The organism is Actinomadura sp. WAC 06369 (genome assembly GCF_003947565.1).
Classification (GTDB): domain Bacteria; phylum Actinomycetota; class Actinomycetes; order Streptosporangiales; family Streptosporangiaceae; genus Spirillospora; species Spirillospora rifamycini.
In genome coordinates, this window is record NZ_QHJN01000058.1 from 14885 (window position 1) to 36963 (window position 22079).

At 74.5% G+C, this 22079-nt stretch carries 18 protein-coding genes; 11 read left to right on the forward strand and 7 right to left on the reverse strand.

Annotation, left to right across the window (positions count from 1 at the left end):
- Positions 1 to 36: 36 nt before the first annotated feature.
- On the forward strand, positions 37 to 771 hold the full coding sequence (locus DMH08_RS17665; protein WP_125615921.1) for a pyrimidine reductase family protein: 735 nt from the start codon (positions 37 to 39) through the stop codon (positions 769 to 771).
- Here DMH08_RS17665 and DMH08_RS17670 read toward each other — a convergent pair.
- The gene (locus DMH08_RS17670; RefSeq protein ID WP_125615923.1) at positions 750 to 1445 is read right to left on the reverse strand and encodes a dihydrofolate reductase family protein; all 696 of its coding nucleotides are present in this window, start codon (positions 1443 to 1445) and stop codon (positions 750 to 752) included. The genes DMH08_RS17665 and DMH08_RS17670 overlap by 22 nt on opposite strands.
- Before the next feature lie 62 nt (positions 1446 to 1507).
- Between DMH08_RS17670 and DMH08_RS17675 the strand changes: the two genes are divergently transcribed.
- The 3 genes from DMH08_RS17675 (at position 1508) to DMH08_RS17685 (ending at position 5115) form a co-directional block, all read left to right on the forward strand.
- A complete protein-coding gene (locus tag DMH08_RS17675) occupies positions 1508 to 2599 on the forward strand; it encodes an ATP-dependent DNA ligase (RefSeq protein WP_125615927.1) in 1092 nt (363 codons plus the stop codon).
- A 58-nt stretch (positions 2600 to 2657) separates the two neighbouring features.
- Positions 2658 to 3230: a TetR/AcrR family transcriptional regulator gene (locus DMH08_RS17680; RefSeq protein ID WP_125615930.1), complete on the forward strand. Its 573-nt coding sequence runs from the start codon at positions 2658 to 2660 to the stop codon at positions 3228 to 3230.
- A gap of 70 nt (positions 3231 to 3300) precedes the next feature.
- Positions 3301 to 5115 (forward strand): alpha/beta fold hydrolase, encoded by a 1815-nt coding sequence (locus DMH08_RS17685; RefSeq protein ID WP_125615932.1) that lies wholly within the window; start codon positions 3301 to 3303, stop codon positions 5113 to 5115.
- 64 nt (positions 5116 to 5179) lie between these two features.
- Here DMH08_RS17685 and DMH08_RS17690 read toward each other — a convergent pair whose 3' ends face one another.
- Positions 5180 to 6859 (reverse strand): alkaline phosphatase D family protein, encoded by a 1680-nt coding sequence (locus DMH08_RS17690; protein WP_125615935.1) that lies wholly within the window; start codon positions 6857 to 6859, stop codon positions 5180 to 5182.
- 209 nt (positions 6860 to 7068) lie between these two features.
- Between DMH08_RS17690 and DMH08_RS17695 the strand changes: the two genes are divergently transcribed.
- Positions 7069 to 9459, forward strand: coding sequence for a HelD family protein (locus DMH08_RS17695; RefSeq protein WP_026400509.1), 2391 nt, complete (start codon positions 7069 to 7071; stop codon positions 9457 to 9459).
- 6 nt (positions 9460 to 9465) lie between these two features.
- Here DMH08_RS17695 and DMH08_RS17700 read toward each other — a convergent pair whose 3' ends face one another.
- Positions 9466 to 10173: a FadR/GntR family transcriptional regulator gene (locus tag DMH08_RS17700; protein ID WP_026400510.1), complete on the reverse strand. Its 708-nt coding sequence runs from the start codon at positions 10171 to 10173 to the stop codon at positions 9466 to 9468.
- A 287-nt stretch (positions 10174 to 10460) separates the two neighbouring features.
- Here DMH08_RS17700 and leuA point away from each other — a divergent pair, with 287 nt between their 5' ends.
- A complete protein-coding gene (gene leuA, locus DMH08_RS17705; RefSeq protein WP_125615972.1) occupies positions 10461 to 12146 on the forward strand; it encodes a 2-isopropylmalate synthase in 1686 nt (561 codons plus the stop codon).
- 69 nt (positions 12147 to 12215) lie between these two features.
- Here the strand turns inward: leuA and DMH08_RS17710 are convergent, their stop codons facing one another.
- Complete coding sequence (locus DMH08_RS17710; RefSeq protein WP_233617660.1) at positions 12216 to 12701, reverse strand: peptidoglycan-binding domain-containing protein; 486 nt, start codon at positions 12699 to 12701, stop codon at positions 12216 to 12218.
- A gap of 395 nt (positions 12702 to 13096) precedes the next feature.
- Here DMH08_RS17710 and DMH08_RS17715 point away from each other — a divergent pair, with 395 nt between their 5' ends.
- Complete coding sequence (locus tag DMH08_RS17715; RefSeq protein WP_125615941.1) at positions 13097 to 14221, forward strand: hypothetical protein; 1125 nt, start codon at positions 13097 to 13099, stop codon at positions 14219 to 14221.
- A gap of 23 nt (positions 14222 to 14244) precedes the next feature.
- Here the strand turns inward: DMH08_RS17715 and DMH08_RS17720 are convergent, their stop codons facing one another.
- Positions 14245 to 15141: a hypothetical protein gene (locus DMH08_RS17720; protein ID WP_125615944.1), complete on the reverse strand. Its 897-nt coding sequence runs from the start codon at positions 15139 to 15141 to the stop codon at positions 14245 to 14247.
- A gap of 208 nt (positions 15142 to 15349) precedes the next feature.
- Between DMH08_RS17720 and DMH08_RS17725 the strand changes: the two genes are divergently transcribed.
- Positions 15350 to 17296 carry a DNA/RNA non-specific endonuclease gene (locus DMH08_RS17725; protein WP_125615947.1) on the forward strand — a complete coding sequence of 649 codons (1947 nt, stop codon included), beginning with the start codon at positions 15350 to 15352 and terminating at the stop codon, positions 17294 to 17296.
- A gap of 95 nt (positions 17297 to 17391) precedes the next feature.
- Here the strand turns inward: DMH08_RS17725 and DMH08_RS17730 are convergent, their stop codons facing one another.
- Complete coding sequence (locus tag DMH08_RS17730) at positions 17392 to 17598, reverse strand: DUF4236 domain-containing protein (protein ID WP_084549703.1); 207 nt, start codon at positions 17596 to 17598, stop codon at positions 17392 to 17394.
- Positions 17599 to 17778: 180 nt separating this feature from the next.
- On the opposite strand from DMH08_RS17730, the gene DMH08_RS17735 reads away from it, so the two are divergent.
- The gene (locus DMH08_RS17735) at positions 17779 to 19743 is read left to right on the forward strand and encodes a Xaa-Pro dipeptidyl-peptidase (protein WP_034516122.1); all 1965 of its coding nucleotides are present in this window, start codon (positions 17779 to 17781) and stop codon (positions 19741 to 19743) included.
- A gap of 71 nt (positions 19744 to 19814) precedes the next feature.
- Here DMH08_RS17735 and DMH08_RS17740 read toward each other — a convergent pair whose 3' ends face one another.
- Positions 19815 to 20897, reverse strand: coding sequence for a DNA polymerase domain-containing protein (locus DMH08_RS17740; RefSeq protein WP_125615950.1), 1083 nt, complete (start codon positions 20895 to 20897; stop codon positions 19815 to 19817).
- 60 nt (positions 20898 to 20957) lie between these two features.
- Between DMH08_RS17740 and msrB the strand changes: the two genes are divergently transcribed.
- Together msrB and DMH08_RS17750 are read left to right on the forward strand one after the other, a co-directional pair.
- Positions 20958 to 21359, forward strand: coding sequence for a peptide-methionine (R)-S-oxide reductase MsrB (gene msrB / locus DMH08_RS17745; RefSeq protein WP_026400514.1), 402 nt, complete (start codon positions 20958 to 20960; stop codon positions 21357 to 21359).
- A gap of 44 nt (positions 21360 to 21403) precedes the next feature.
- Entirely contained in the window at positions 21404 to 22066 is a 663-nt protein-coding gene (locus tag DMH08_RS17750; protein ID WP_267898554.1) for a TIGR04222 domain-containing membrane protein, read from the forward strand.
- The last annotated feature ends 13 nt before the right edge of the window (positions 22067 to 22079 follow it).

Genomic DNA, 22079 nt, shown 5'->3' on the forward strand with positions numbered 1-22079 from the left:
TTGCCGCTCGCGACCGTGTACTACCGTGAGATCCCTATGCGGCCACTGACGTCTTCTGCCGAGCCCGCCGACCTCGCCGAGCGGTACGCCTACCCGGCCGATCCCCCGCCCGGGGGGATGTGGCTGCGCGCCAACATGGTCGCCGGCCTCGACGGCGCCGCCCAGCGCGACGAGCGCAGCGGCGGCCTCGGCAACGCGGCCGACCGGCGGCTGTTCCTGCTGCTGCGCGGCCTCGCCGACGCGGTCGTCGTCGGCGCGGGGACCGTCCGCGCCGAGGGCTACGGGCCCGTCCGGCCCGTCCCCGAGTGGGACGGCGTGCGGGACGGACGTCCGCCGGTGCCGCCGCTCGTGATCGTCTCCCGCTCCCTCGGCCTGGACTTCGACGGCCCGGTGTTCACCGAGGCGCCCGTCCCGACGATCGTGCTGACCTGCGCGGACGCCGACCCGGACCGGCTGCGGACGGCCCGCGCGCACGCCGACGTGATCATCGCCGGGGAGCGGGCCCTCGACTTCGGCGTCGCGTTCCGGGCGCTCGCCGCGCGCGGCCACCGGCGGCTGCTGTGCGAGGGCGGCCCCGCCGTCCTCGGCCAGATCGCCGCCGCCGGCCTCCTCGACGAGCTGTGCCTGACGCTCAGCCCGATGCTGCTCGGCGGCGACGCGCTGCGGATCCTCGACGGCCCGAGCGTGCCCGACCCGGCGTGCTGGCGGCTCGCGGACGCCCTCACCGACGAGGACTACCTCTTCCTCCGCTACACCCGCGCCACCCGGTAGCGGACGAACAGCACGCCCTCGTCCAGGTACAGCGCCACCGGCTCCAGCGGGATCTCGGCGGGCAGCGCGGCGAGCAGCGGCGTGCGCGGACCGTGCAGCGCGGGGGCGATGTTGAGGCACAGCTCGTCGACCAGCGACGCGCGGAGCAGCGCGGTGGCGAGGCCGGGCCCGCCCTCGCAGAGCAGGCGCGGCCCCAGCTCGGCGTGCAGGAGCCGGACGGCCTCCGGCAGGTCGACGTCGTCCTCTCCGGCGGCGATCACACGGATCCCGGACGGGACGTGCGCGCGCGCACGCTCGGTGGTGACGACCACGGTCGGGGTCTCGGCCTCGGTGAACAGCGGGAGCGTCCAGTCGAAGCCGAGCGAACGGCTCACGACCACGATGGGCGCGGGCGGGCCGCCCCGGCGCGCGCGCAGGTCGGAGCGGAGCCGCGCGGGGCCGAGCCGTCCCGTCCGGACGGTCCCGGCGCCGACGAGGATCGCGTCGGCGAGCGCCCGCAGGGTGCGGAACACCCGGAAGTCGGCCGCCCCGCCGAGCCCGTCCGTCCAGCCCTCGGCGTCGGTGACCGAGCCGTCCGCGCTCATCACCATGCCGACGCGCAGCCCGGGCGCGTCGCCGTACTCGGCGTAGGGGTCGGCGCCGTCGATCGCGGGTTCCGGCAGCAGGCGGCGCATGAGCCGCACGTTATCGGACCCCGGGCCCGCGTACTGTCGGTGGCCGGGCGCAAGATGGGGGCATGGAGCTGCCGATCAGTCCGCCGTTCTCGCCGATGCTGGCCAAGGCGGTCAAGACCATGCCCCAGGGCGACCTGCTGTACGAGCCGAAGTGGGACGGCTTCCGCTGCATCGTCTTCCGGGACGGCGACGAGGTGGAGCTGTCGAGCCGCGGCGAGAAGCCGCTCACCCGGTACTTCCCCGAGCTGGTGGAGGCGGTGAAGCGGGAGCTGCCGGAGCGCTGCGTGGTGGACGGCGAGATCGTCATGCCGCGCGGTTCCCGGCTCGACTTCGACACGCTGCAGCAGCGCATCCACCCGGCCGCGTCCCGGATCAAGCTGCTGTCCGAGCGGACCCCGGCGTCGTTCGTGGCGTTCGACCTGCTCGCGCTCGGTGACGAGTCCTACCTGGAGGAGCCGCTCGGCGAGCGCCGCCGGCGGCTCGTCGAGGCCCTGGCCGGGGCGGGCGCGCCGATCCACGTCACCCCCGCGTCCGACTCGTACGAGCTGGCGCTGCGCTGGTTCGACGAGTTCGAGGGCGCGGGCCTCGACGGCGTCATCGCCAAGCCGCGCGACCTGCCGTACGAGCCCGACAAGCGCGTCCAGTTCAAGATCAAGCACGAGCGCACCTGCGACTGCGTCGTCGCGGGCTTCCGCTGGCACAAGTCCGGGCCGATCGTCGGGTCGCTGCTGCTCGGCCTCTACAACGACAAGGGCCACCTGCAGCACGTGGGCGTGGCGGCGTCGTTCACGATGAAGCGGCGCGCGGAGCTCGTCGAGGAGCTCCAGCCGTACCGGATGGAAGACTACGACGGCCACCCGTGGGCGGAGTGGGCGCGGCAGACCGAGGCGACCGTCGACCGGATGCCGGGCGCGATCTCCCGCTGGACCGGCAAGAAGGACCTGTCGTGGGTCGCGCTGCGCCCCGAGCTGGTCGTGGAGGTGGCCTACGAGGCGATGGAGGGCGACCGGTTCCGGCACACCGCCCGCTTCCGCAACTGGCGCCCCGACCGGACGCCGGAGTCGTGCACGTACGAGCAGCTCGAGACGCCCGTCGCCTACGACCTGGACCAGATCCTCGGGGGCTCGGCGACCAGCCCCCGCGCCGACCGCTGAGGGCCGTCCACCGGGGCACCGGTGGACGAATTATGTAGACCGGTCTAGTATCCACCGCATGGCGGGCAGAGGGGACGCTACGCGGGCGCGGCTGATCGAGGCGGCGCGCGCGCTCGTCGAGGAGCGCGGGTACTTCGGCGCCGGGCTGAACGACGTCATCGCGGCCGCGAAGGCGCCGCGCGGCTCGCTGTACCACCACTTCCCCGGCGGCAAGGACCAGCTCGTCGCCGAGGCGCTCGCCGTCTCGGGACGGGAGGTCACCGAGCTGATCGCGGCGCTCGCCGAGAAGGCGCCCGGCACCGCCGGGCTGGTCGAGGCGGTGCTGGACGCGCTGGCGGACCGGATGGAGGCGGCCGGGTACGCCAAGGGCTGCCCGATCGCCGCGGTCGCCCTCGAGGCGGCGGCCGGCGACGGCGCGCTGCAGCGGGCGTGCGCGGACGTCTACCGCGGCTGGGAGCGCGCGCTCGCGGACCGCCTGGTCGCCGACGGCCGCTCCCCGGCCCGGGCCGGCGACCTCGCGGGGGCGCTGCTGGCGCTGATCGAGGGGGCGCTCGTCCTGGCGCGCGCGCAGCGCAGCCGGGCGCCCGTCGAACGGGCCCGGCGCGCCGTGCGGCCCCTGCTCGGCTCCTGACCCGCCGGCGGCGAAGGCGCCGCGCTTCGCATGCCCGCGAATTATGTAGATCGGTCTACTTGGAGGTGTCATGGCCACCGAACCCGACGCCCTCGTCGTCGGCGCCACCGGCCTCATCGGCCGCTGGCTGACGGCGGAGCTGCTCGGCCGCGGCCGGGCGGTCGCCGCGACCGTCCGCGGCGGACCGGCCCGCGCGGACGGCCTGCGCGCGTGGCTGCGCGAACGCGGCGCCGACGACCGGGCGCTCACGACCGTCGCGGCCGACGTCACCCGCCCCGGGCTCGCGCTGCCGCCCGCGGACGGCGACCGGCTCCGCGCCGTCCGGGACGTCTTCGGCACCGCGGCCGTCTACCGGTTCGGCCTCGGGCGGGACGAGGCGCGCCGCGCCAACGTCGACGGCGCGCTGCACGTCGCGCGGTGGGCCGCCGCGCTCCCGCGCCTGCGCCGCCTCGTCCACGTGTCCGGCTACCGCGCCGGCGCGGCGGACGCGCCCGTTCCCGCCGGGGAACTCGACGGCCTCTACCGGCGGTACGGCGCGTACGAGGCGTCGAAGCGCGAGGGGGACGCGGCGGTGCGCGCCTTCGCCGAGCAGGCGGGCGTGCCGCTGACCGTGGTCAACCCGTCCGGGGTGATCGGCCACTCGGTCACCGGCGAGGCGGGGCAGTACATCGGCCTCGCCGAACTCGTGGAGCGGCTCTGGACGGGACGGCTCCCGGCCCTCGCGGGCACGCGGCGCACGTTCGTCCCGGTCGTGGCCGTCGACCACCTCGCGCGCTTCATGGCGGCCGTGCCCGAGCACGACACGGGGCCGTACCGCGCCCACTGGGTCCTGGACGCCGCCACGCCGGAGCTGCCGGAGCTGATCGGCGACCTGGCGCGGCACCTCGGCGTGCGCGCACCGCGCGCGGTCGTCCCCGTCGGGCTGGTCCGGCGGCTGCCGCGCGCCCTGATCGGCGTCGATCCCGAGACGCTGCCGTTCCTGTCCGAGGACCGCTACGACACCGCGTCGGCCGACGCGCTCGCGGCGGCGGCCGGGCTCGCGCACCCGCCGGCGGCGGACGCCCTGCGCGCGTGGGCGGACCGGCTCGTCGCGGAGCGGTTCGGGCGCGCCGAGCCGCCGCTGCCGGGCGGGTTCCGCACGGTCGGCGGCGCCCGGACCTACGTCGCGGGCGACCGCCGCTCCCCCGCCCGCGTCCTGCTGCACGGCCTGCCGCTCGACGGCGAGAGCTGGCGGGGCGTCGCGGCGGAGCTGGACGGTCCGGCGCTGGTCGCCGACCTGCCGGGCCTCGGCCGCTCCGCCCCGGCGCCGGGCGCCCCGGACGCCTGGCTCGCGGACCTGCTGGCGCCGGTGCGGACCCGGCCGGTGGTCGTCGCGCACTCGGCCGCCGCCGGGCCCGCGCTCCGGTTCGCGCACGCCCGCCCGGAGCGGGTCGGAGCGCTCGTCCTGGTCTCGCCCTACTTCCTCCAGCGCCGCCCGGCCCCGCACCTGCGCGCCCCGGCGCTCGTCGGCCCGGCCCTGCGGACGGCCTCGCCCGCACGGCTCGGCCGGGTGCTGCTCGGCGGGGAGGCGCCGGACGGCCCGGCGCTGCGGGCGCTGGAGGACGCGGCCGCGCAGCTGCGCCGCCCGGGGGTCGCGCGCCGCACGGCGCGGTGGCTCGCCCGCGCGCAGCGGCCGTCCGAGCGGGCGGCGCTGCGGTCGCTGGCGGAGTCCTGCCCGGTGCCGCTGCGGCTCGTGGCCGGGGAGGCCGACCCGCTCGTCGCGGCGGTGCCGGGCGTCCCGGTGACGGTCGTCCGCGGGGCCGGGCACCACCCGCAGCTCAGCCGTCCCGCCGAGGTGGCCGCCGCGATCGCGGAGGCCGCCGCGGAGGCCGTCCCGGCAGGGTGAGGGCGACCGGCCGGACCCCCGGGCGCGGTGCGCGGCGCCCGGGGGTCCGGCGGGAGACCGCGGGTCAGCGCACGGTCTCGTTCCGGATGGTCTCCTGGATCAGGTCCCGGTCGGACTTGACCGACATCTTGGGCGCGTCGAAGGGCCGCAGGTAGGTCTGCCGGACGCCCGGCACTTCGTCCTCGATCACGAAGGTGGCCTTCGTGGACGCCCGGGCCCCGTGGTCGCGGACGGTCGGGAGGGTCTTGAAGTCGGCCCGCATCTCATGCTTGTCGATCTTGGTGAGCACGTAGCCGCGCTGGTTGTTGTAGAAGCGCAGGTGCGGGTTGATCTGCAGGAACGGGTGGTCGGCGGGGTCGGAGTCCGTGCCGTCGCCGCCGCTGGTGATGGACGTCGCGACGAGCTCGGAGCCGACGGCCGGCGCGTCCGGGTCGTCGTAGTCGAGCTTGAGGTCGCTCGCCCAGTGGGCGTGCACGTCGCCGGTGAGGACGACGGGGTTGCGCACCTTCCGGTCGAGCCAGCCCCGTGTGATGCGCTCGCGGGACGCGACGTAGCCGTCCCAGCCGTCCATCGAGGTGATCTTCGCGGGGCCTGCGTTGTTGTCGCGCTGCGCGAAGAAGACCTGCTGGCCGATGACGTCCCAGCGGGCGCGGGACGCGGCGAAGCCGTCCAGCAGCCACTTCTCCTGCTCGGCGCCGGTGATGGACCGCTTGGGGTCGGTGGCGGCCGGGCAGTCCTTGTAGCCGTCGCCGCAGCCCTGGTCGTCGCGGAACTGGCGGGTGTCGAGCATGTGGAAGTTGGCGAGCTTGCCCCAGCGGACGCGCCGGTAGATCTGGATGTCCGGGCCGTTCGGGACGGAGCGGCGGCGCAGCGGCATGTTCTCGTAGTACGCCTTGAAGGCGGCGATGCGGCGGCGGCGGAAGGCGGCCGGGTCGGGCGTGTCGGAGCCCGCCTCGGGCACGTCGTCGGCCCAGTTGTTCTCGACCTCGTGGTCGTCGAACACGACGAGCCAGGGCGCGGCGGCGTGCGCGGCCTGGAGGTCGGGGTCGGCCTTGTACTGGGCGTGCCGCTGCCGGTAGTTCGCCAGGGTGACGGTCTCGGGCCCCCGGTGGTCGCGGACGTTCCCGCCCGGGACCGTGTAGTCGTCGGGCTTGTACTCGTACTGGTAGTCGCCGAGGTGCAGGATCAGGTCGGGGTGCTCCTCCGCGAGCCGCCGGTACGCGGTGAAGTAGCCGTGCTCGTACTGGCTGCAGGAGACGAACGCCATGGCGAGCGCGGGGCCGAACGAGTCGGCGCGGGGCGCCGTGACCGTCCGCCCGACCGGGGAGACGTGGCCGCCGGCGCGGAACCGGTACCAGTAGTCGCGGCCGTGCCGCAGGCCGTCCAGTTCGACGTGGACGGAGTGGGCGTCCTCGGGGCGCGCGACGGCCGTGCCGCGCCGCTCGACCTTGCGGAACCGCTCGTCCCGCGCGACCTCCCACCGGACGTCCACGTTCCGGTTCGGCATGCCGCCGCGGCCGTCCTCGGCGAGGGGGTCGAGGGCGAGCCGGGTCCACAGGACGAACCCGTCGGGCGCGGGGTCGCCGGACGCGACGCCGAGGGTGAACGGGTCGCCGGACGCGCGCCGGGGGCGCGGCGCGGCGTGGGCGGTGCCCGGGAGGGCGGAGACGGCGGCGGCCGTCCCGACGGCGAGTCCGGTGGTGACGAGGAAGGAACGCCGGTCGAGCTGGGGCGCGTCGGCCATGGGGAGCGACCTTTCGGAGAAGTCCGGCAGCGATCGCCGGTCAGCCTCGCGAAGGTCGGTGACGGAAGGGCACCGGGAAGGTGACGCACCGCGCAACGAAGGTGATCTTTTCGGAAGATCATCCGCAAAGGACGCGCAGGGATGCTAGGGTAGCGGGTTACGTGCGGACACAGATAACCCACCCCTACACATAGGAGTGTACCTAACACATGGAGACCCGTCAATCCAGCGTTGTCAAATCCGCCGGCACCACCGACGGGGACGCGGCGCGGCGCGCGGCCGTCCGGGCGGAGCAGGAGCACGTCGACCGCCTCTACGGGCGGCTCGACGCCGAGCGCGCCAAGGCCGAGGCCGCGCTGCGCGAGGGACCGGCGGCGGGCGGCGGGAGCGCGTTCCAGGCGCGGCTGGAGAGCGCCGTCGCCACCGACGAGGCCGCCCGCAGGCTCGCGCGGCTGGCGGGCGTGGAGGACGGGCTGTGCTTCGGCCGGATCGACCACCGCGCCGACGGCGACGAGCCGGGCGACACGTTCTACATCGGCCGGATCGGGCTGCGCGACGAGGACCACGAGCCCCTGCTCATCGACTGGCGCGCCGCCGCCGCGCGCCCGTTCTACACCGCGACGTCCGGGGCGCCCGGCACCCTCGCGCGCCGCCGCCACCTGCACCTGCGGCGCCGCGAGGTCGCCCGGCTGGACGACGAGGTGTTCGACCTCGACGGGCTGGCGGAGTCGGAGCGCCGCACGCTCGTCGGGGAGGCCGCGCTGCTCGCGACGCTGCGCCGCGGCCGGACCGGGCGGATGAGCGACGTCGTCGCCACCATCCAGCAGGAGCAGGACGAGGTGATCCGGGCGGGCCTGCACGGTGTGCTCGTCGTGCAGGGCGGTCCCGGCACCGGCAAGACCGTCGCGGCGCTGCACCGCGCCGCGTTCCTGCTCTACACGCACCGCGACGTGCTCGAACGCCGCGGCGTCCTGGTCGTCGGCCCGAACGCGACGTTCCTGCGGTACATCGAGCAGGTCCTCCCGGGGCTCGGCGAGACCGACGTCGTCCTCGCCACGGTCGGCGAGCTGTTCCCGGGGACGCGCGCGACCGCGGCCGACCGGCCGGACGTCGCGGTGGTGAAGGGCGATCCGCGGATGGCCGACCTCGTCGCGGAGGCCGTCCGGGACCGGCAGCGCGCCCCGGAGGACGGGCTCCGGGTGGAAACCGACGGCATGGTGCTGAAGGCGTCCGCCGAAGACTGCGCGCGCGCCCGCGACCGTGCGCGCGCGCTGCGCGTGCCCCACAACGTGCAGCGGCGCCGGTTCGTCCACGACCTGCTGGAAGCGCTCGCGCTGAACCGGGCCGAGCAGTACGAGCGGATGGTCGACGAGCCGCTGGAGCAGATGATCCGCGAGGGCGGGCTGCCCGGGTGGCTGCGGGAGCTGATGGAGGAGGCGGAGGACGAGCCGCTGATGGACGAGGCCGACCTGCGGCTGGCGAAGGAGGCGCTGTGGCACGACCCGGCCGTCCGGTCGGCGATCAACGCGCTGTGGCCCGAGCTGACGCCGCAGCGCCTCCTGTCCGGCCTGTTCGCCGACCCGGACGCCCTGGCCCGCATCGGCGGTCGCGCGGGCCTGCGGCCGGACGAGGCCGCACTGCTGCACCGCCCGCCCGCGGCCGAGTGGACGGTCTCGGACGTCCCGCTGCTGGACGAGGCCGCCGAATGGCTCGGCGTCGACGACACGGCCGACCGGGCCCGCGCCCGCGCCGCCGCCGCGGCCCGCGCGGAGGAGGAGCGGTACGCCCGCGAGGTCCTGGAGACCCGGGACGAGTCGGGCCTGCTGAACGCCGCCGACGTGATCGACGCGGCCGGGCTCGCCGGGCGGCACCACCAGGACGGCCCGCCGCTCACCACCGCTCAGCGCGCGACCGCCGACCGGGAGTGGGCGTACGGGCACGTCATCGTGGACGAGGCGCAGGAGCTGTCGGCGATGGCGTGGCGGACGATCATGCGGCGGGTCCCGACCCGCTCCCTCACCGTCGTCGGCGACATCGCGCAGACGGGCAGCGCCGCCGGGGCCGCGTCGTGGGGGCAGATGCTCGACCCCTACGTGCCGGGCCGGTGGCGGGAGCAGCGCCTCATGGTCAACTACCGGACCCCGGCGGCGATCATGCGGGTCGCCGCGGAGGTGCTCGCCGCGGTCGACCCGGGGCAGACGCCGCCCGAGTCCGTGCGCGACGACGAGGCGCCGCCCCGCGCGGTCGACCTCCCGGTGAGCGGGCTGCCCGCCCTGGTCGAGGAGGAGCTGGACGCCATCGGCGAGGGCCGCCTCGCGGTGATCGTCTCCGCGGCGCGGCACGCCGCCGTCCGGGCCGTCCTGCCCGGCGCGGCCGCCGGCGCGACCCCGGCCGCCCTCGACTCCCCCGCCGTGGTGCTGACCACCGAGGAGGCGAAGGGCCTGGAGTTCGACGCGGTCGTCCTGGTCGACCCCGCGGGGATCCTGGACGGTTCCCCGAAGGGCGGTCAGGACCTGTACGTCGCCCTCACCCGCGCGACCCGCCGCCTCACGGTCGTCCACGCGGGCGACCTGCCGCCCGTCCTGGCGTCCCTCGGGTGAGCGGGGTCAGCGGCGGCGCAGGCCCGCCAGGGTCTGCTCCATCTCCGCGGCGATGACCTCGGCCGCCGCCGCCGGGTCGCGGTCGCGCACGGCCGCGACCAGCGCGGCGTGCGCGTCCCGTCCGTGGTCGAGGTCGTGGCGGGCCACGTCCACCAGGGCCGTCAGGTCCAGCAGCCCCTCGCGCAGGACCGGGACGAACTCGGCGAACAGGTCGACGAGCACCGGATTGTGCGCGGCCCGGACGATCGCGGCGTGCAGCGCGATGTCGGCGTCGATGAACGCCTCGACGGCCGGGCCCGCGGCGCCCGGGGCGGGCCGGGCGGCGTCGCGCTCGGCGAGGGCCCGCTCGATGGCGTCGAGGTCGGCGTCGGTGCGGCGCGCCGCGGCCAGCTCGGCGGCGCGGCCCTCGATCATCTCGCGGATCTCGTAGACGTCGGCGACGGACGCGCGGCGCAGCCGGGTCCGCCAGTCCTCGTCGGGCTCGGCGGCGAGGACGAACACGCCCGCGCCCTGCCGCGCCTGCACCAGTCCCGCGCCGGCGAGGGCGCGCAGCGCCTCCCGCACGGTCGACCGGCCCACGCCCAGTTCCCTGGCGAGCGTCGTCTCGCCGGGGAGCCGGGTGCCGACCGGCCAGGTCCCGTCCGCGATCTGCTCGCGCAGCCGCTGCGCGGCCTGCTCGACGAGCGGGCTGGGACGGAGCGGGCCGAGCGGCATGCGGATCCTTCCGGGACGCGGGACCGGACCACGGTAGCGCGACCCGAACTTGTCTGAGGACCTGACATGTCGCTAGAGTGCCCGGCATGGCGTGGCAGCCCCTTCTTCTCGGCCGCCGCGGCGGGGCCTGATCCGACCGGCACCCCGCCGCGGGGTCCGGTGCTGCCGGTCGTCCGACCGGCGACATCAGGAGACATCCCGTGACCCACGCCTTCCCGACACTCCGGACGCCCAGCGGCCCCGTCCCCGCCGGCGCGCCGTTCTGGAACCCGCAGCGCGGCGGCACCATGCCCTCGCACCGCTACCGCTCCGTCCACGACCGCGAGCCCTCGCCCGTCCCGGACGTCGAGCGCACCTGGCCGTCCCGCCGCCTGACCGAACCGCCGCTCTGGGTGCCGGTCGACCTGCGCGACGGCAACCAGGCCCTCGCCGAACCCATGGACCCCGACCGCAAGGCCCGCATGTTCGCCCTGTTCGTCGCCATGGGCTTCAAGGAGATCGAGGTCGGCTACCCGTCCGCGAGCGCCACCGACTTCGCGTTCGTCCGCCGGCTCGCCGAGACCGGCGTCCCGGACGACGTCACCCCCGTCGTGTTCACGCCCGCCCGCCGCGACCTCATCGAGCGGACCTTCGCCTCCATCGAGGGCCTGCCCCGCGCGGTCGTCCACCTGTACACCGCGACCGGCCCCGCCTGGCGCGAGGTCGTCCTCCGCGAGGACCGGGACGGCGTGCGCCGGATGATCCTGGACGGCGCGGCGGACGTGGCGCGCCTCGCCGGCCCCGGCGTCCGGTTCGAGTTCTCCCCCGAGACGTTCAACTTCACCGAGCCCGACTTCGCGCTGGAGGTGTGCGACGCCGTCACGGACCTGTGGGACGCCTCCCCCGACCGTCCGGTCGTCCTGAACCTGCCCGCGACCGTCGAGATCGCGACCCCGAACGTGTACGCCGACCAGATCGAGTACATGCACCGGAACGTGGCCCGCCGCGACGCCGTCATCCTCTCCGTGCACCCGCACAACGACCGCGGGACCGGCGTCGCGTGCGCCGAACTGGCGATGCTGGCGGGCGCCCAGCGCGTCGAGGGCTGCCTGTTCGGCAACGGCGAGCGCACCGGCAACGTCGACCTCGTCACCCTCGCGCTGAACCTGCACGCCCAGGGCATCGACCCGCGCCTCGACCTGTCCGACATCGACGAGATCCGCCGGACGGTCGAGCACTGCAACCGCCTGCCCGTCCACGAGCGCCACCCCTACGGCGGCGACCTCGTCCACACCGCGTTCTCGGGCACGCACCAGGACGCCATCGCGAAGGGCATGGAACACCACGCGAAGCGCGCCGCCGACCTGGGCGTCCCGCCCGAGCAGGCCCCCTGGGACGTCCCGTACCTGCCGATCGACCCCGCCGACGTGGGCCGCGGGTACGAGGCCGTCATCCGGGTGAACAGCCAGTCGGGCAAGGGCGGCATCGCCTACCTGCTGCGCACCGGGTACGGCCTGGAGCTGCCGCGCCGCCTGCAGATCGAGTTCTCCCGGGTGGTGCAGCGGGCCGCCGACGGCAGCGGCGAGGAGGTGACCGCCGAGCAGCTGTGGGACCTGTTCCGCGCCGAGTACCTCGACCGCGCCGGCCCCGTCTCCGTCACCGGCTGGCGCACCGCCCACACCGGCCCCGCCCGGCACGACTTCGCCGGCACCGTCGCGGTGGACGGCCGCGCCGGCGAGCACACCGGCACCGGCAACGGCCCGATCGACGCGCTCACCGGCGCGCTGGCCGCCGCCGGGGTGGCGGTGGACGTCCTCCGGTTCGCCGAGCACTCGACCGACGCGACCGCGCCCGGCGGCGGCTCCCCCGCCGTCGCCTACGCCGAGTGCCGCGTCGACGGCGTCGTCGCCTGGGGCGCCGGACGCGACACCTCGGTCCTCGCCGCGTCCGTCCAGGCCGTCCTGTCGGCGGTGAACCGCGCCAAGACGGCATAGCGGGAACGCCCGGCACGACGAACGGGCCGGCGTGCGGAGCGCGCCGGCCCGGGTGTCCGAGGCCGTCCCTCACATGGCCGCGACGGGCACCTTCTCCAGCCAGGCCGCGTCCCAGGTGTCGTGGTCGATCTTGCCGGTCTCCGGCAGGCCCTTGAACTTCTGCAGCTCCTTGCAGATGCTCTCGGTCTGCGACCCGAAGTCGCCGTCGACCTCGAGCTCCGGCCAGCCGCGGTTGTTCACCTGGCGCTGCCACTTCCGGACGTTCTGGTTGTTGAAGTCGCCCTTCTGCAGCGTGCGGTCGGGCGCCTGCGGCGGCCTGGTGCTCGCCGCCTCCCAGGTGGCCTTCCAGGTCTTCGGGCCCACGATGCCGTCGATCTCCAGGCGGTGCTCCATCTGGAAGTTGGCGCAGAGCCGCTTGCTCTCCTCGCCGTAGATGCCGTCCACGTCGATGTGCCAGCCGCGGTCCCGCATCTGCTTCTGCCACGTCGTGACGGCGGGGGTGCGGGTGGACGGCGGGTGCTTCAGCGGCGGCGGCTTGTATTCCGGTGTCGTCATTTCTCCTCCTCGATACGTCATAGGTTTCGGCGAAGAGGGCCCGGGATGGTCCAACGGGCGCCCCGTCCGCTCACGGCGGGCCGCTCCCCGGCGCGGCCTCCCCATATCCGGCCACGCTTCTTCCTTGATATGACGGAACACCCGCAATGTCGAGTTCAATTTCCCCCTTTTACTGCCAATCTAGCGAACAGTGACGCGAATACTTGAAGGAGCCACAATTAGATCGAAAGGTGTTGAGCCTTAAAGAATCTCCGCCCGGTCCCGCCTGTCCGGCACGCATCCGTTCCGCCGACGGCAAAGGGCCCGCCAGGTCCCGCGCCGCGCGGCGAACCGGCCTCCGCACCGGCCTAGGCTGCGTCCTCGCAGGTCATCGAGGTCGCCGGAGAGGCTCGCGGGTGAAGAAGTACGCCGAATGGTGGCGCGAGCGGGGCTCGTGGGTGCTCTGCGAGGAGATCCGCGCGCAGCTCATCGAACTGGACGCGCTCCTGGACGCCGACGAGCGCGGCGAGCGGCGCCCGTCCGGAAGCGACGCCGAACTGCTGGCGGGGGCGCGGCGGGAACTCGACGCGGCCCGGCGGATCGTCGACTTCGACCACCACCGCCGGGCGGTGTCCGCCTCGCACGTGACGACGGCCCGGCTCCACCTCGACACCGCGCGCTCCCTCTGGCTGCGGACCCTCCCGTCCACGGCGCTCGAAGCGCACATCCCGGGGATGCTGGCGGTCGTCGGCGCCCACCTGTCCGACACCGACGAGCGCCGGACGGCGATGGAGCGGGTCGCGCTGGAACTGCGCGCCGCGCGGGAGGCGGGCAAGACCCGCGACCTCGAGTCGTCGGAACGGGCGGCGATCATCGGTGCCGTGGACGCCGCCCGCCAGGCCGCGCTGCGGGAGCGGGTGCGCGCCGGAAGCTTCGTGGTGATCGTGCGGTGGGTGGCCGTGTTCCTCTTCGTGCTGGCGGCCGCCGTCGCGGTGCTGTCGGCGATCTTCCGGACGACCGTGCCGCTGTGCTTCGAGCCGGCCGACACGCAGGCGAGCGGGCGGCAGATGTACAGCGTCGTCTGCCCGGTCCGCGAATCCGCGCGGGGGCTTCCCGGGGAGCGGCTCGGCGCCGAGACCCGGCGGGTCGTGACGCGCGAGGACTACATCGTCGTCGAGTTCGCCGGGCTCGTGGCCGCCGGGATCGCCGCCGCGTCGGCGCTGCGCAAGATCCGCGGCACGTCCACGGCGTTCGGCATACCGGTGGCGCTGGCCGTGCTGAAGCTCCCGACGGGCGCCCTCACCGCGGTGCTCGGCCTGCTCCTCATGCGCGGCGGCTTCATCCCCGGGCTCACCGCGCTGGACTCGTCGGCGCAGATCATCGCCTGGGCGATCATCTTCGGCTACTCGCAGGAGCTGTTCACCAGGTTCGTCGACCGCCGCGGTCAGGACGTGCTGGAGGGAGTGCAGGGCGCGGGGAGCCCCGCGCCCCTGCCCAAGGCGGGCGGCGACGGAGTCGCGGGCGGCGCCGACGGGCGGTGAGACCGCTGGGCACGACGCGGCGCTCAGCCGCGGGCGAGCGCCTCGCCGATGGGACGCGCGACGTCCGCGTGCGCGAGGTACCGCTCGATCAGGTGGGGGGCGTCGCCGTTCTCCACCCTGATGTCGGTGAGGGGTTCGCCGTAGGCGGGGCGGAGGGGATGGCCGAGCGCCACGACGTCCCGGACGTCGTACGCGCTGAACCAGGGCACCGCGGGGCCCGGGTGCCGGGCGCCGGGCGGGCGCATGTTCCGCTGCACCGCCTCCAGTCCCAGCGGTGAGCCCGCGGTGATCCACGCGACGGTGCGGTCCCGCACGTCCGCCCCGGCGAGCAGGTCGCGGGCGACCACCGTGCCGAGGCTGTGGGAGACCAGGACCACCGGCCCCGCGGCGGGCAGGGCGCGGCGGACGGCCGCCAGGACCTCGTCGCGGGCATGGGTGAGGTAGACCGCGACGTCGCGCAGGTGCACGGTGATGATCCACTGGTCCGTCCGGGTGCGCAGGGCGATCTCCGAGAGCAGCCGGCGGGCGGCGTCCCAGGACAGCAGCCGGTCCGGGGACCATTCGAGCGCCTCTCGCCGCGGGGCGTCCGGGGAGAGCGCCGCGGCCATGTCGGCGACGAGCCGGCGCTCGAGTTCGCCCACGTCGGCGGGCAGGTCCGGATCCAGCGTTCCCGGCGCGGCCCCGGCATGCGGACCGTCCGCGGGGAGGTCCTCCAGCCGGAGGCGGGCCCCGGCCAGCTCCGCCGTGGCGTCGTGGAGGGCGGTGCCGTAGTAGGGCAGTGACACGCGTTCCGGCGCGAGCGCGGGCAGCCCGGCCCTGCCGAGCCCGGTGTTGAGAGCGGCCAGCCAGCCGCGCGCGAGGATTTCGGGGTCGCGGGCTTCCTGGCGGCGTCCGTGCACGAATACGGCGGTGGCCGTCACGGCGCTTCCCCGCCCGCTCCGGAACGCGGCGCGGCGGGCCCGCTCGCTGATCCGCTCATGCCGTGACCTCCCGGTACGTCCCCTCTGCTTACAACCTTTCCCGCTGTCAGGCAAAAACGGAAACCAGCCTATAGCCAAATCATGCGATGGGTTGACACATTGCAATTGATGCCTGCATTTCGAACTATTTGATAATCGGAGGGCGATCATGAGGCTGCTGGAGCGAGAGGAGGAGCGGCGGCAGCAGGAGGCGGCCGCGCGGCGGGTGGCGGAGCGCGCCGAGCGGCGGCGGGGCAACGAGCGGGTGCTGGCCGCGCCGGGCGGGATCGCCGAGGCCGACACGCCGGAGCGGATCGCCGAGCGGATCGACCGGCTCAACCGGTTCCACGGTGCCGGGAAACTGGTGGAGCCGGCCGCCGCGGCGCCCGCGGCGCGGCTCGAGAAGATCATCAACACGGTGGACTACGTGGGCGTGCGGTACCTGGACGCGGGCGTGGTCGCCGCGCGCACCGTCGGACGGGTCGACATCCGGGACGACCGCGGCCGGCCGACCGGGTACGGGACCGGATCGATGGTCTCCGCCAGCCTGCTGCTGACCAATCACCACGTGCTCCCCGACATCGAGACGGCCCGCGCCAGCGTCATCGAGTTCGACTTCCAGGACGGCGTCGACGGACGGCCGCTCGCGCCCCGGACCTTCCCCCTCGACCCGGACCGCTTCTTCGTCGCCGACGCCGGACTCGACTTCGCCCTCGTCGCGGTGACGTCCCCGCCCGGCGGGCTGGAGGCGTACGGCCACAACCGGCTCGTCGAAGCGGAGGGCAAGGCGATCATCGGCGAGTTCGTCACGATCATCCAGCACCCGCGGGGCGACAAGAAGCAGGTCGCGCTGCGGGAGAACAAGATCGTGGACATTCCCGAGCGGCACCTGCACTACGCGGCCGACACCGAGCCCGGGTCGTCCGGCTCACCGGTGTTCAACGACCAGTGGGAGGTCGTCGCGCTGCACCACGCGAGCGTGCCCGTGCCCGGGCAGGAGGAACTCGGCGGGTTCGTCAACGAGGGGGTGCGCATCAGCCGCGTCTGCCGGGCGGTCCGGGAGGCGCCGCTGCCCCCCGGGCAGCGCGCGCTCGCCGACGAGATCTTCGCTCCCGCACGGGTCGAGCAGGCGGGCGCCGCCGCGCCGGCGTCGGCCGGTTCCCTCGCCGCGGCGTCCGCCCCGCTCGCCGCCCCCGCGCCGTCCGGCGGGCTGAACCTCGTCGTCCCCGGGCCGATCGACATCACGGTCCGGCTCGCGGACGGGGACGGGCGGGCCGCGGGCGAACGGGCGGCGGCCTCCGAAGCCGGCTACAGCGACCGCGAAGGGTACGATCCCGCGTTCCTGGCCCGCCCGCTGCCGCCGCCCCTGCCGCCGCCCGAACTGGCGGCCGCCGCCTCGGCGGAACTGCGCTACCACCACTTCAGCGTCGTCATGCACCGGCGGCGCAAACTGGCGCTGTTCACCGCCTGCAACATCGACGGCGGGCGCTCGCGGCGACCGCGCCGCGGCCGGGACCGCTGGTCCTTCGATCCCCGGCTGCCCGCCGCCGAGCAGACCGGTGAGGAGGTGTACGCCGATCCCGAACTCGACCGCGGCCACCTGGTCCGCCGGCTCGACCCGGCCTGGGGGACGGAGGCGCAGGCCGAAGCCGCCTGCGCCGACACCTTCCACTACACCAACGCCTCTCCCCAGCACCACGGTTTCAACGCCGGCGAGACGCTCTGGCGCGGCCTCGAGGACCACATCCTCGGCAACGCCGACAACCGCGACCTGACCGTAAGCGTGTTCACCGGCCCGGTCCTGGCTCCCGACGACCCGGTCCATCGCGGGACCGCGCTGCCCCGCGGGTTCTGGAAGATCGTCGCGATGACACGGAAGAGCGGCGAACTGTCCGTGACCGGCTACCTGCTCAGCCAGGCGGCCCTCATCGCCGGCCTCCCCGGCGAGGAGGAGTTCTCCTACGGCGCGTACCGGACGTACCAGGTCCCGGTGCGCGCCATCGGGATCCTCACGGGCCTGGACCTGGACGCGCACGTCCGGGCCGACCCGCTGGAGGGGCGCGAAGCGTTCCCCGTGCCCCGCGAGGTCGCCCGTCCCGAAGACCTCGTCCTCTGACCGGTCCGTCCTCGCTTCCCTGAGGACGGCGTTCGGGCCGTGCGGCGGCTCCGCGGGGTCGCGGAGCCGCCGCACGGCGTCGCCCGCGGGCGCCGTCAGCGGCGGTGGGTGCGGGTGCGGCGGCGCAGGGGGCGGCGCCAGGAGAGGCCGGTGCCGGGGATACGGAGGGTCAGGTAGCGGTGGCCGTGCGCGGAGCGGGTGTAGCGGGCGCCGCGGGCGCCGACGCTGTGGCCGACTCCGCGCCTCGACAGGTTGAGCCGGAAGGGTCCGAGCCGGATCGATTTTCGGTAATGCCATCCCATGGCGGCGGGTTTCCCCTTCCGCGCGGCCTTGCACCTCGGGTTCCGCATCGGACGGCCGGACGCAAGGGCAGGACATGACCAAAATTGCGGAGAGTTGGCAGATCACCGCTCTTTACCTCATGCCGCGCGTTCGGGAACGTGTGCTCCGGTAGAGATCATTCCCACTCCCGGAGGTGCGGGTTGGCCAGCAGACCCTTGAGGCGGCGGACGGCCGCGATCGCCGTGCTGACCGGCGCGGCGCTCGCCGCGGGCGGCGGGACGGCGCTCGCCCGGACGGCGCCCGAGATCGCGGTGGAGGACGGCGTGACGCAGCCGGTCTTCTCCTACGAGGACGCCATCCGCGAGCACGTGTACGTGCAGACGCAGGTCGACAGCGACCGCGACGGCGAACTCGACCGCGTCAACGTCGACATCGTCCGGCCGCGGGAGACCGAGCAGGGCCTCAAGGTTCCCGTGATCATGGACGAGAGCCCGTACTACGACAACTCGGGACGCGGCAACGAGGGCGAGCGCAAGTCCTACGCCGAGAACGGCGACCCGCTGAAGTTCCCGCTGTTCTACGACAACTACTTCGTCCCCCGCGGGTACGCGTTCCTGGCCGTGGACATGGTCGGGACGACCCGGTCCGACGGCTGCCCGGTGAGCGGCGGGCCGTCGGACGTGCTGGGCGGCAAGGCGGTCGTCGACTGGCTGAACGGGCGCGCGAAGGCGTTCCGCGCGGACGGCACCCCGGTCGCGGCCGACTGGACGACCGGCAGCACCGCGATGATCGGCAAGTCGTACGACGGGACGCTCGCGAACGGGGTCGCGGCAACGGGCGTCGAGGGGCTGGAGACGATCGTCCCGATCGCGGCGATCAGCGGCTGGTACAACTACAGCCGGATGAACGGCGTGAAGTACTGGACGGACGAGCAGCCGTGGCTCGCGGGCTACGTCGACACCGACCCGCCGGAGAAGTGCGCCGCCGTGAACGCGGACCTCGACGCGGGCGAGGACGACGCGACGGGCAACTACAACGCCTACTGGAAGACGACGGACTACCGGCACGGGACGGTCGGGCGGGCGAGCAAGGTGCGCGCCAGCGTGTTCGCGATCCACGGCGTGAACGACCTGAACGTCAAGGACGACCACTTCTCGCTGTGGTGGGAGGAACTCGCGCAGCACGGCGTCGAGCGGAAGGTGTGGCTGACGCAGCGCGGGCACGTCGACCCGTTCGACTTCCGCCGCGACCACTGGGTGCGGACGCTGCACCGCTGGTTCGACCACGAGCTGCACGGCATCGACAACGGGATCACCGACGAGCCGCGCGCCGACATCGAGGTCGGGCCGGACGAGTGGATCACGCAGGACGACTGGCCGTCGCGGGACGGCGAGACGGTGATCCTGCGGCCCCGAGCCGACGGGACGCTCGCGGAGCAGCGGACCCCGAAGGGCGACACCGCGACGTTCGCCGACGCGGCGGGCCCCGAGGGGAACGGGTACTCCGAGGGCGCGATGGTCGAGGACCCGACGGCCGACCGGCCGTACCGGGCCGCGTTCGTGTCGGGCCCGCTGCCGAACACCGGGCGCCTGTCGGGCACCCCGGACGTCCGGCTGCGCGTCAAGCTGGACCGGCCGACCGCGAACGTCACGGCGCTGCTCGTCGACTACGGGACGGCCGAGCGCGTCGACCACCTCGGCCGCGGCGAGGGCATCGAGACGCTGGACACCGAGAGCTGCCACGGGGCGAGCACCGCGTTCGACGACGCGTGCTACAAGGAGACGCGGGTGACCACGGCGACGTCGCCGGTCAACGTGATCGCGCGCGGCTGGCTGGACGTGCAGAACCACGACTCGCTGAGCGCCCCCGAGCCGCTGACGCCCGGCGAGTTCGAGAGCATCCGCTGGGAGACGCTGAGCCAGGAGTACGTCCTGAAGAAGGGGCACCGGCTCGGGCTGGTGCTGGCCGGAACGGACGCCGACTACACCACCGAGACGCCCACGGGCGCGGCGGTGACCGTGGACCTGGCGTCCAGCTCGATCCGGTTCCCGGTGGTGGAGCTGGACGAGGACGCCCCGGTGAACCTCGGCGTCCCGCGGCCGACCTCGGTGTGGCGCGGGCCGGCCGAGGTCAGCCTGCCGGTGCCGGAGCGCCGGTTCTTCTGACCTGCCGCCGCACCGCGTGACGCGTCCACCGCGTGACGCGAGGCCGTCGCCCCCTTCCGGGGGCGGCGGCCTCACTTGTTGTCGGTGTCCTTGCTGGGCTGGACGCGCTTGGGCTCGCCGGGCATCTTCGGATAGTTCGGCGGGTACGGCATGTCGCCGAGGCCGTGGTCGTTCTCGTCGCGGTCGGCCAGTTCGAGCAGGGGCTCCAGCGAGAACGCGGCGTCGTCGATGGCGGCGTGCAGGTCGCCGACCTTCGCGAACCGTTCGGGCATCGTCGCGATGGTGAGGTCGCGCGGGTCGACGTCGCCCAGCTCGTCCCAGGTGACGGGGGCCGAGACGGGCGCGTGCGGGGCCGGGCGGACGCTGTAGGCCGAGGCGATCGTGCGGTCGCGGGCGTTCTGGTTGAAGTCGATGAAGATCTGCTCGCCGCGCTCCTCCTTCCACCAGCGGGTGGTCACCTGGGTCGGGGCGCGCCGCTCGACCTCGCGGCCGAACGCGAGCGCGGCCCGCCGCACCTCGGTGAACGTCCAGCGCGGCTCGATCCGGATGTAGATGTGCACGCCGGACTTCCCGGACGTCTTGACGTAGCCGGTGTAGCCGAGCTCGCCGAGCACGTCGCGGGCGGGGCCGAGCGCGACCCGCACGGCGTCGGCGAAGTCGGTGCCCGGCTGCGGGTCGAGGTCGATGCGCAGCTCGTCCGGGTGGTCGACGTCGCCCTTGCGGACGGGCCAGGGGTGGAACGTCAGCGTGCCGAGGTTGGCGGCCCAGGCGATCACGGCGACCTCGGACGGGCACACCTCGTCGGCGTACCGGCCGCTGGGGAACTTGATCCGCGCGGTGGGCACCCAGTCGGGCGCGCCCTTGGGGATGCGCTTCTGGTAGAACGCGTCGGACTTGCCCGCGCCCATGCCCGCCTGGCCGCGGGCGTAGTCCTCCCGGGTGGCCATCTTGGCCCCCTCGAAGACACCGGCGGGCCAGCGTTCCAGCGTGGTCGGCCGGTCGCGGGTGGCGCGCAGGATCCCCTCCCCCACGGCCAGGTAGTACTCCACCAGCTGCCGCTTGGTGTAACCGTGCCGCGGGAAGTACGGCTTGTCGGGATTGGACACCTTGACGAGCCGATCCCCGACCGGGATCTCGATGAAGGGCGAGGCCATAGGTGCACGTTAACCCAGGGGTGCGACATTCCCCCGGAGGCGCCGGGTACGTTCGAGGGCATGGAGAAGATCCGCAAGAGCGAGGACGAGTGGCGGGCCGAGCTGTCGGCCGAGGAGTACCACGTGCTCCGGGAGGCGGGCACCGAGAAGCCGTTCACCGGTGAGTACACCGACACGAAGACCGTCGGCGTCTACCGGTGCCGCGCCTGCGGCACCGAGCTGTTCCGGTCGGAGACCAAGTTCGAGAGCCACTGCGGCTGGCCGTCGTTCTTCGCGCCGGCCGACTCGGACGCGGTCGTCCTGCGCGAGGACCGGTCCCTGGGCATGGTCCGCACCGAGGTGCTGTGCGCGACGTGCGACTCGCACCTCGGGCACGTGTTCCACGGGGAGGGCTACGGCACCCCGACCGACGACCGCTACTGCATCAACTCGATCTCGCTGACCCTCGAGCCCGCCGAGTAACCCCGGTCGGCGCGGCCGGGCGAATTCCGGCAAACCCCCCGAGCGTGCCGCGCGTCCAAGAGGCGACGGCACGCCCTGAGGGGGTCCCCATGCACGGTCCCTACGAGATCGCGTTCCTGTCCGGCCGCCAGAAGCGCGTCGTGCAGACGGCGCTGCTGGCGCTGTACGAGCGGGGCGTCGTCCGGGTGTCCCGGCTGACGCACCGCGTCGACACCGCCGTCCGCGAGGACGACGACGCCCCCGCGCTCCACCCGGTGGAGGCCGCGCTCCTGAAGAAGGTGCCGCGCACCGGAACGCCGCTGGCCGACCTGCTCGTGTTCGCCGGGACGGCCGACGCGGTGTGGGACGTCTGCGACGCCCTGATCGACGGCGGGCTGCTGGGCGCGGGGTTCCCGCGCCGGCTCCGGCCGACGCGCGAGGGCCGCGCCGTCCTGGAGGCCGCGCGGCGGGGCGTCCTGCCCGGTTTCCCGCCCGGCGGGAGGTCCGCGGACGTCGGGCGGCTCGCCGCGCTCGGGCCGTCCGCCGTCGAGGACGCCAAGATGCGCGCGGTGCTCTGCGAGCCGCCCCCGAAGCGGGTGCGCCTCTCGCGCGGCGGGTTCCGCTCGCGCGGGTGGGGCGGTCTCGACCCCGCGTCGGTCGACCTGCGGTACGGCCACGGCGGCGACCCCGGCGGCGACGACTCCGGCGGCGGGGGCGGCGCCCCCTGACGGCCGGTCCTGA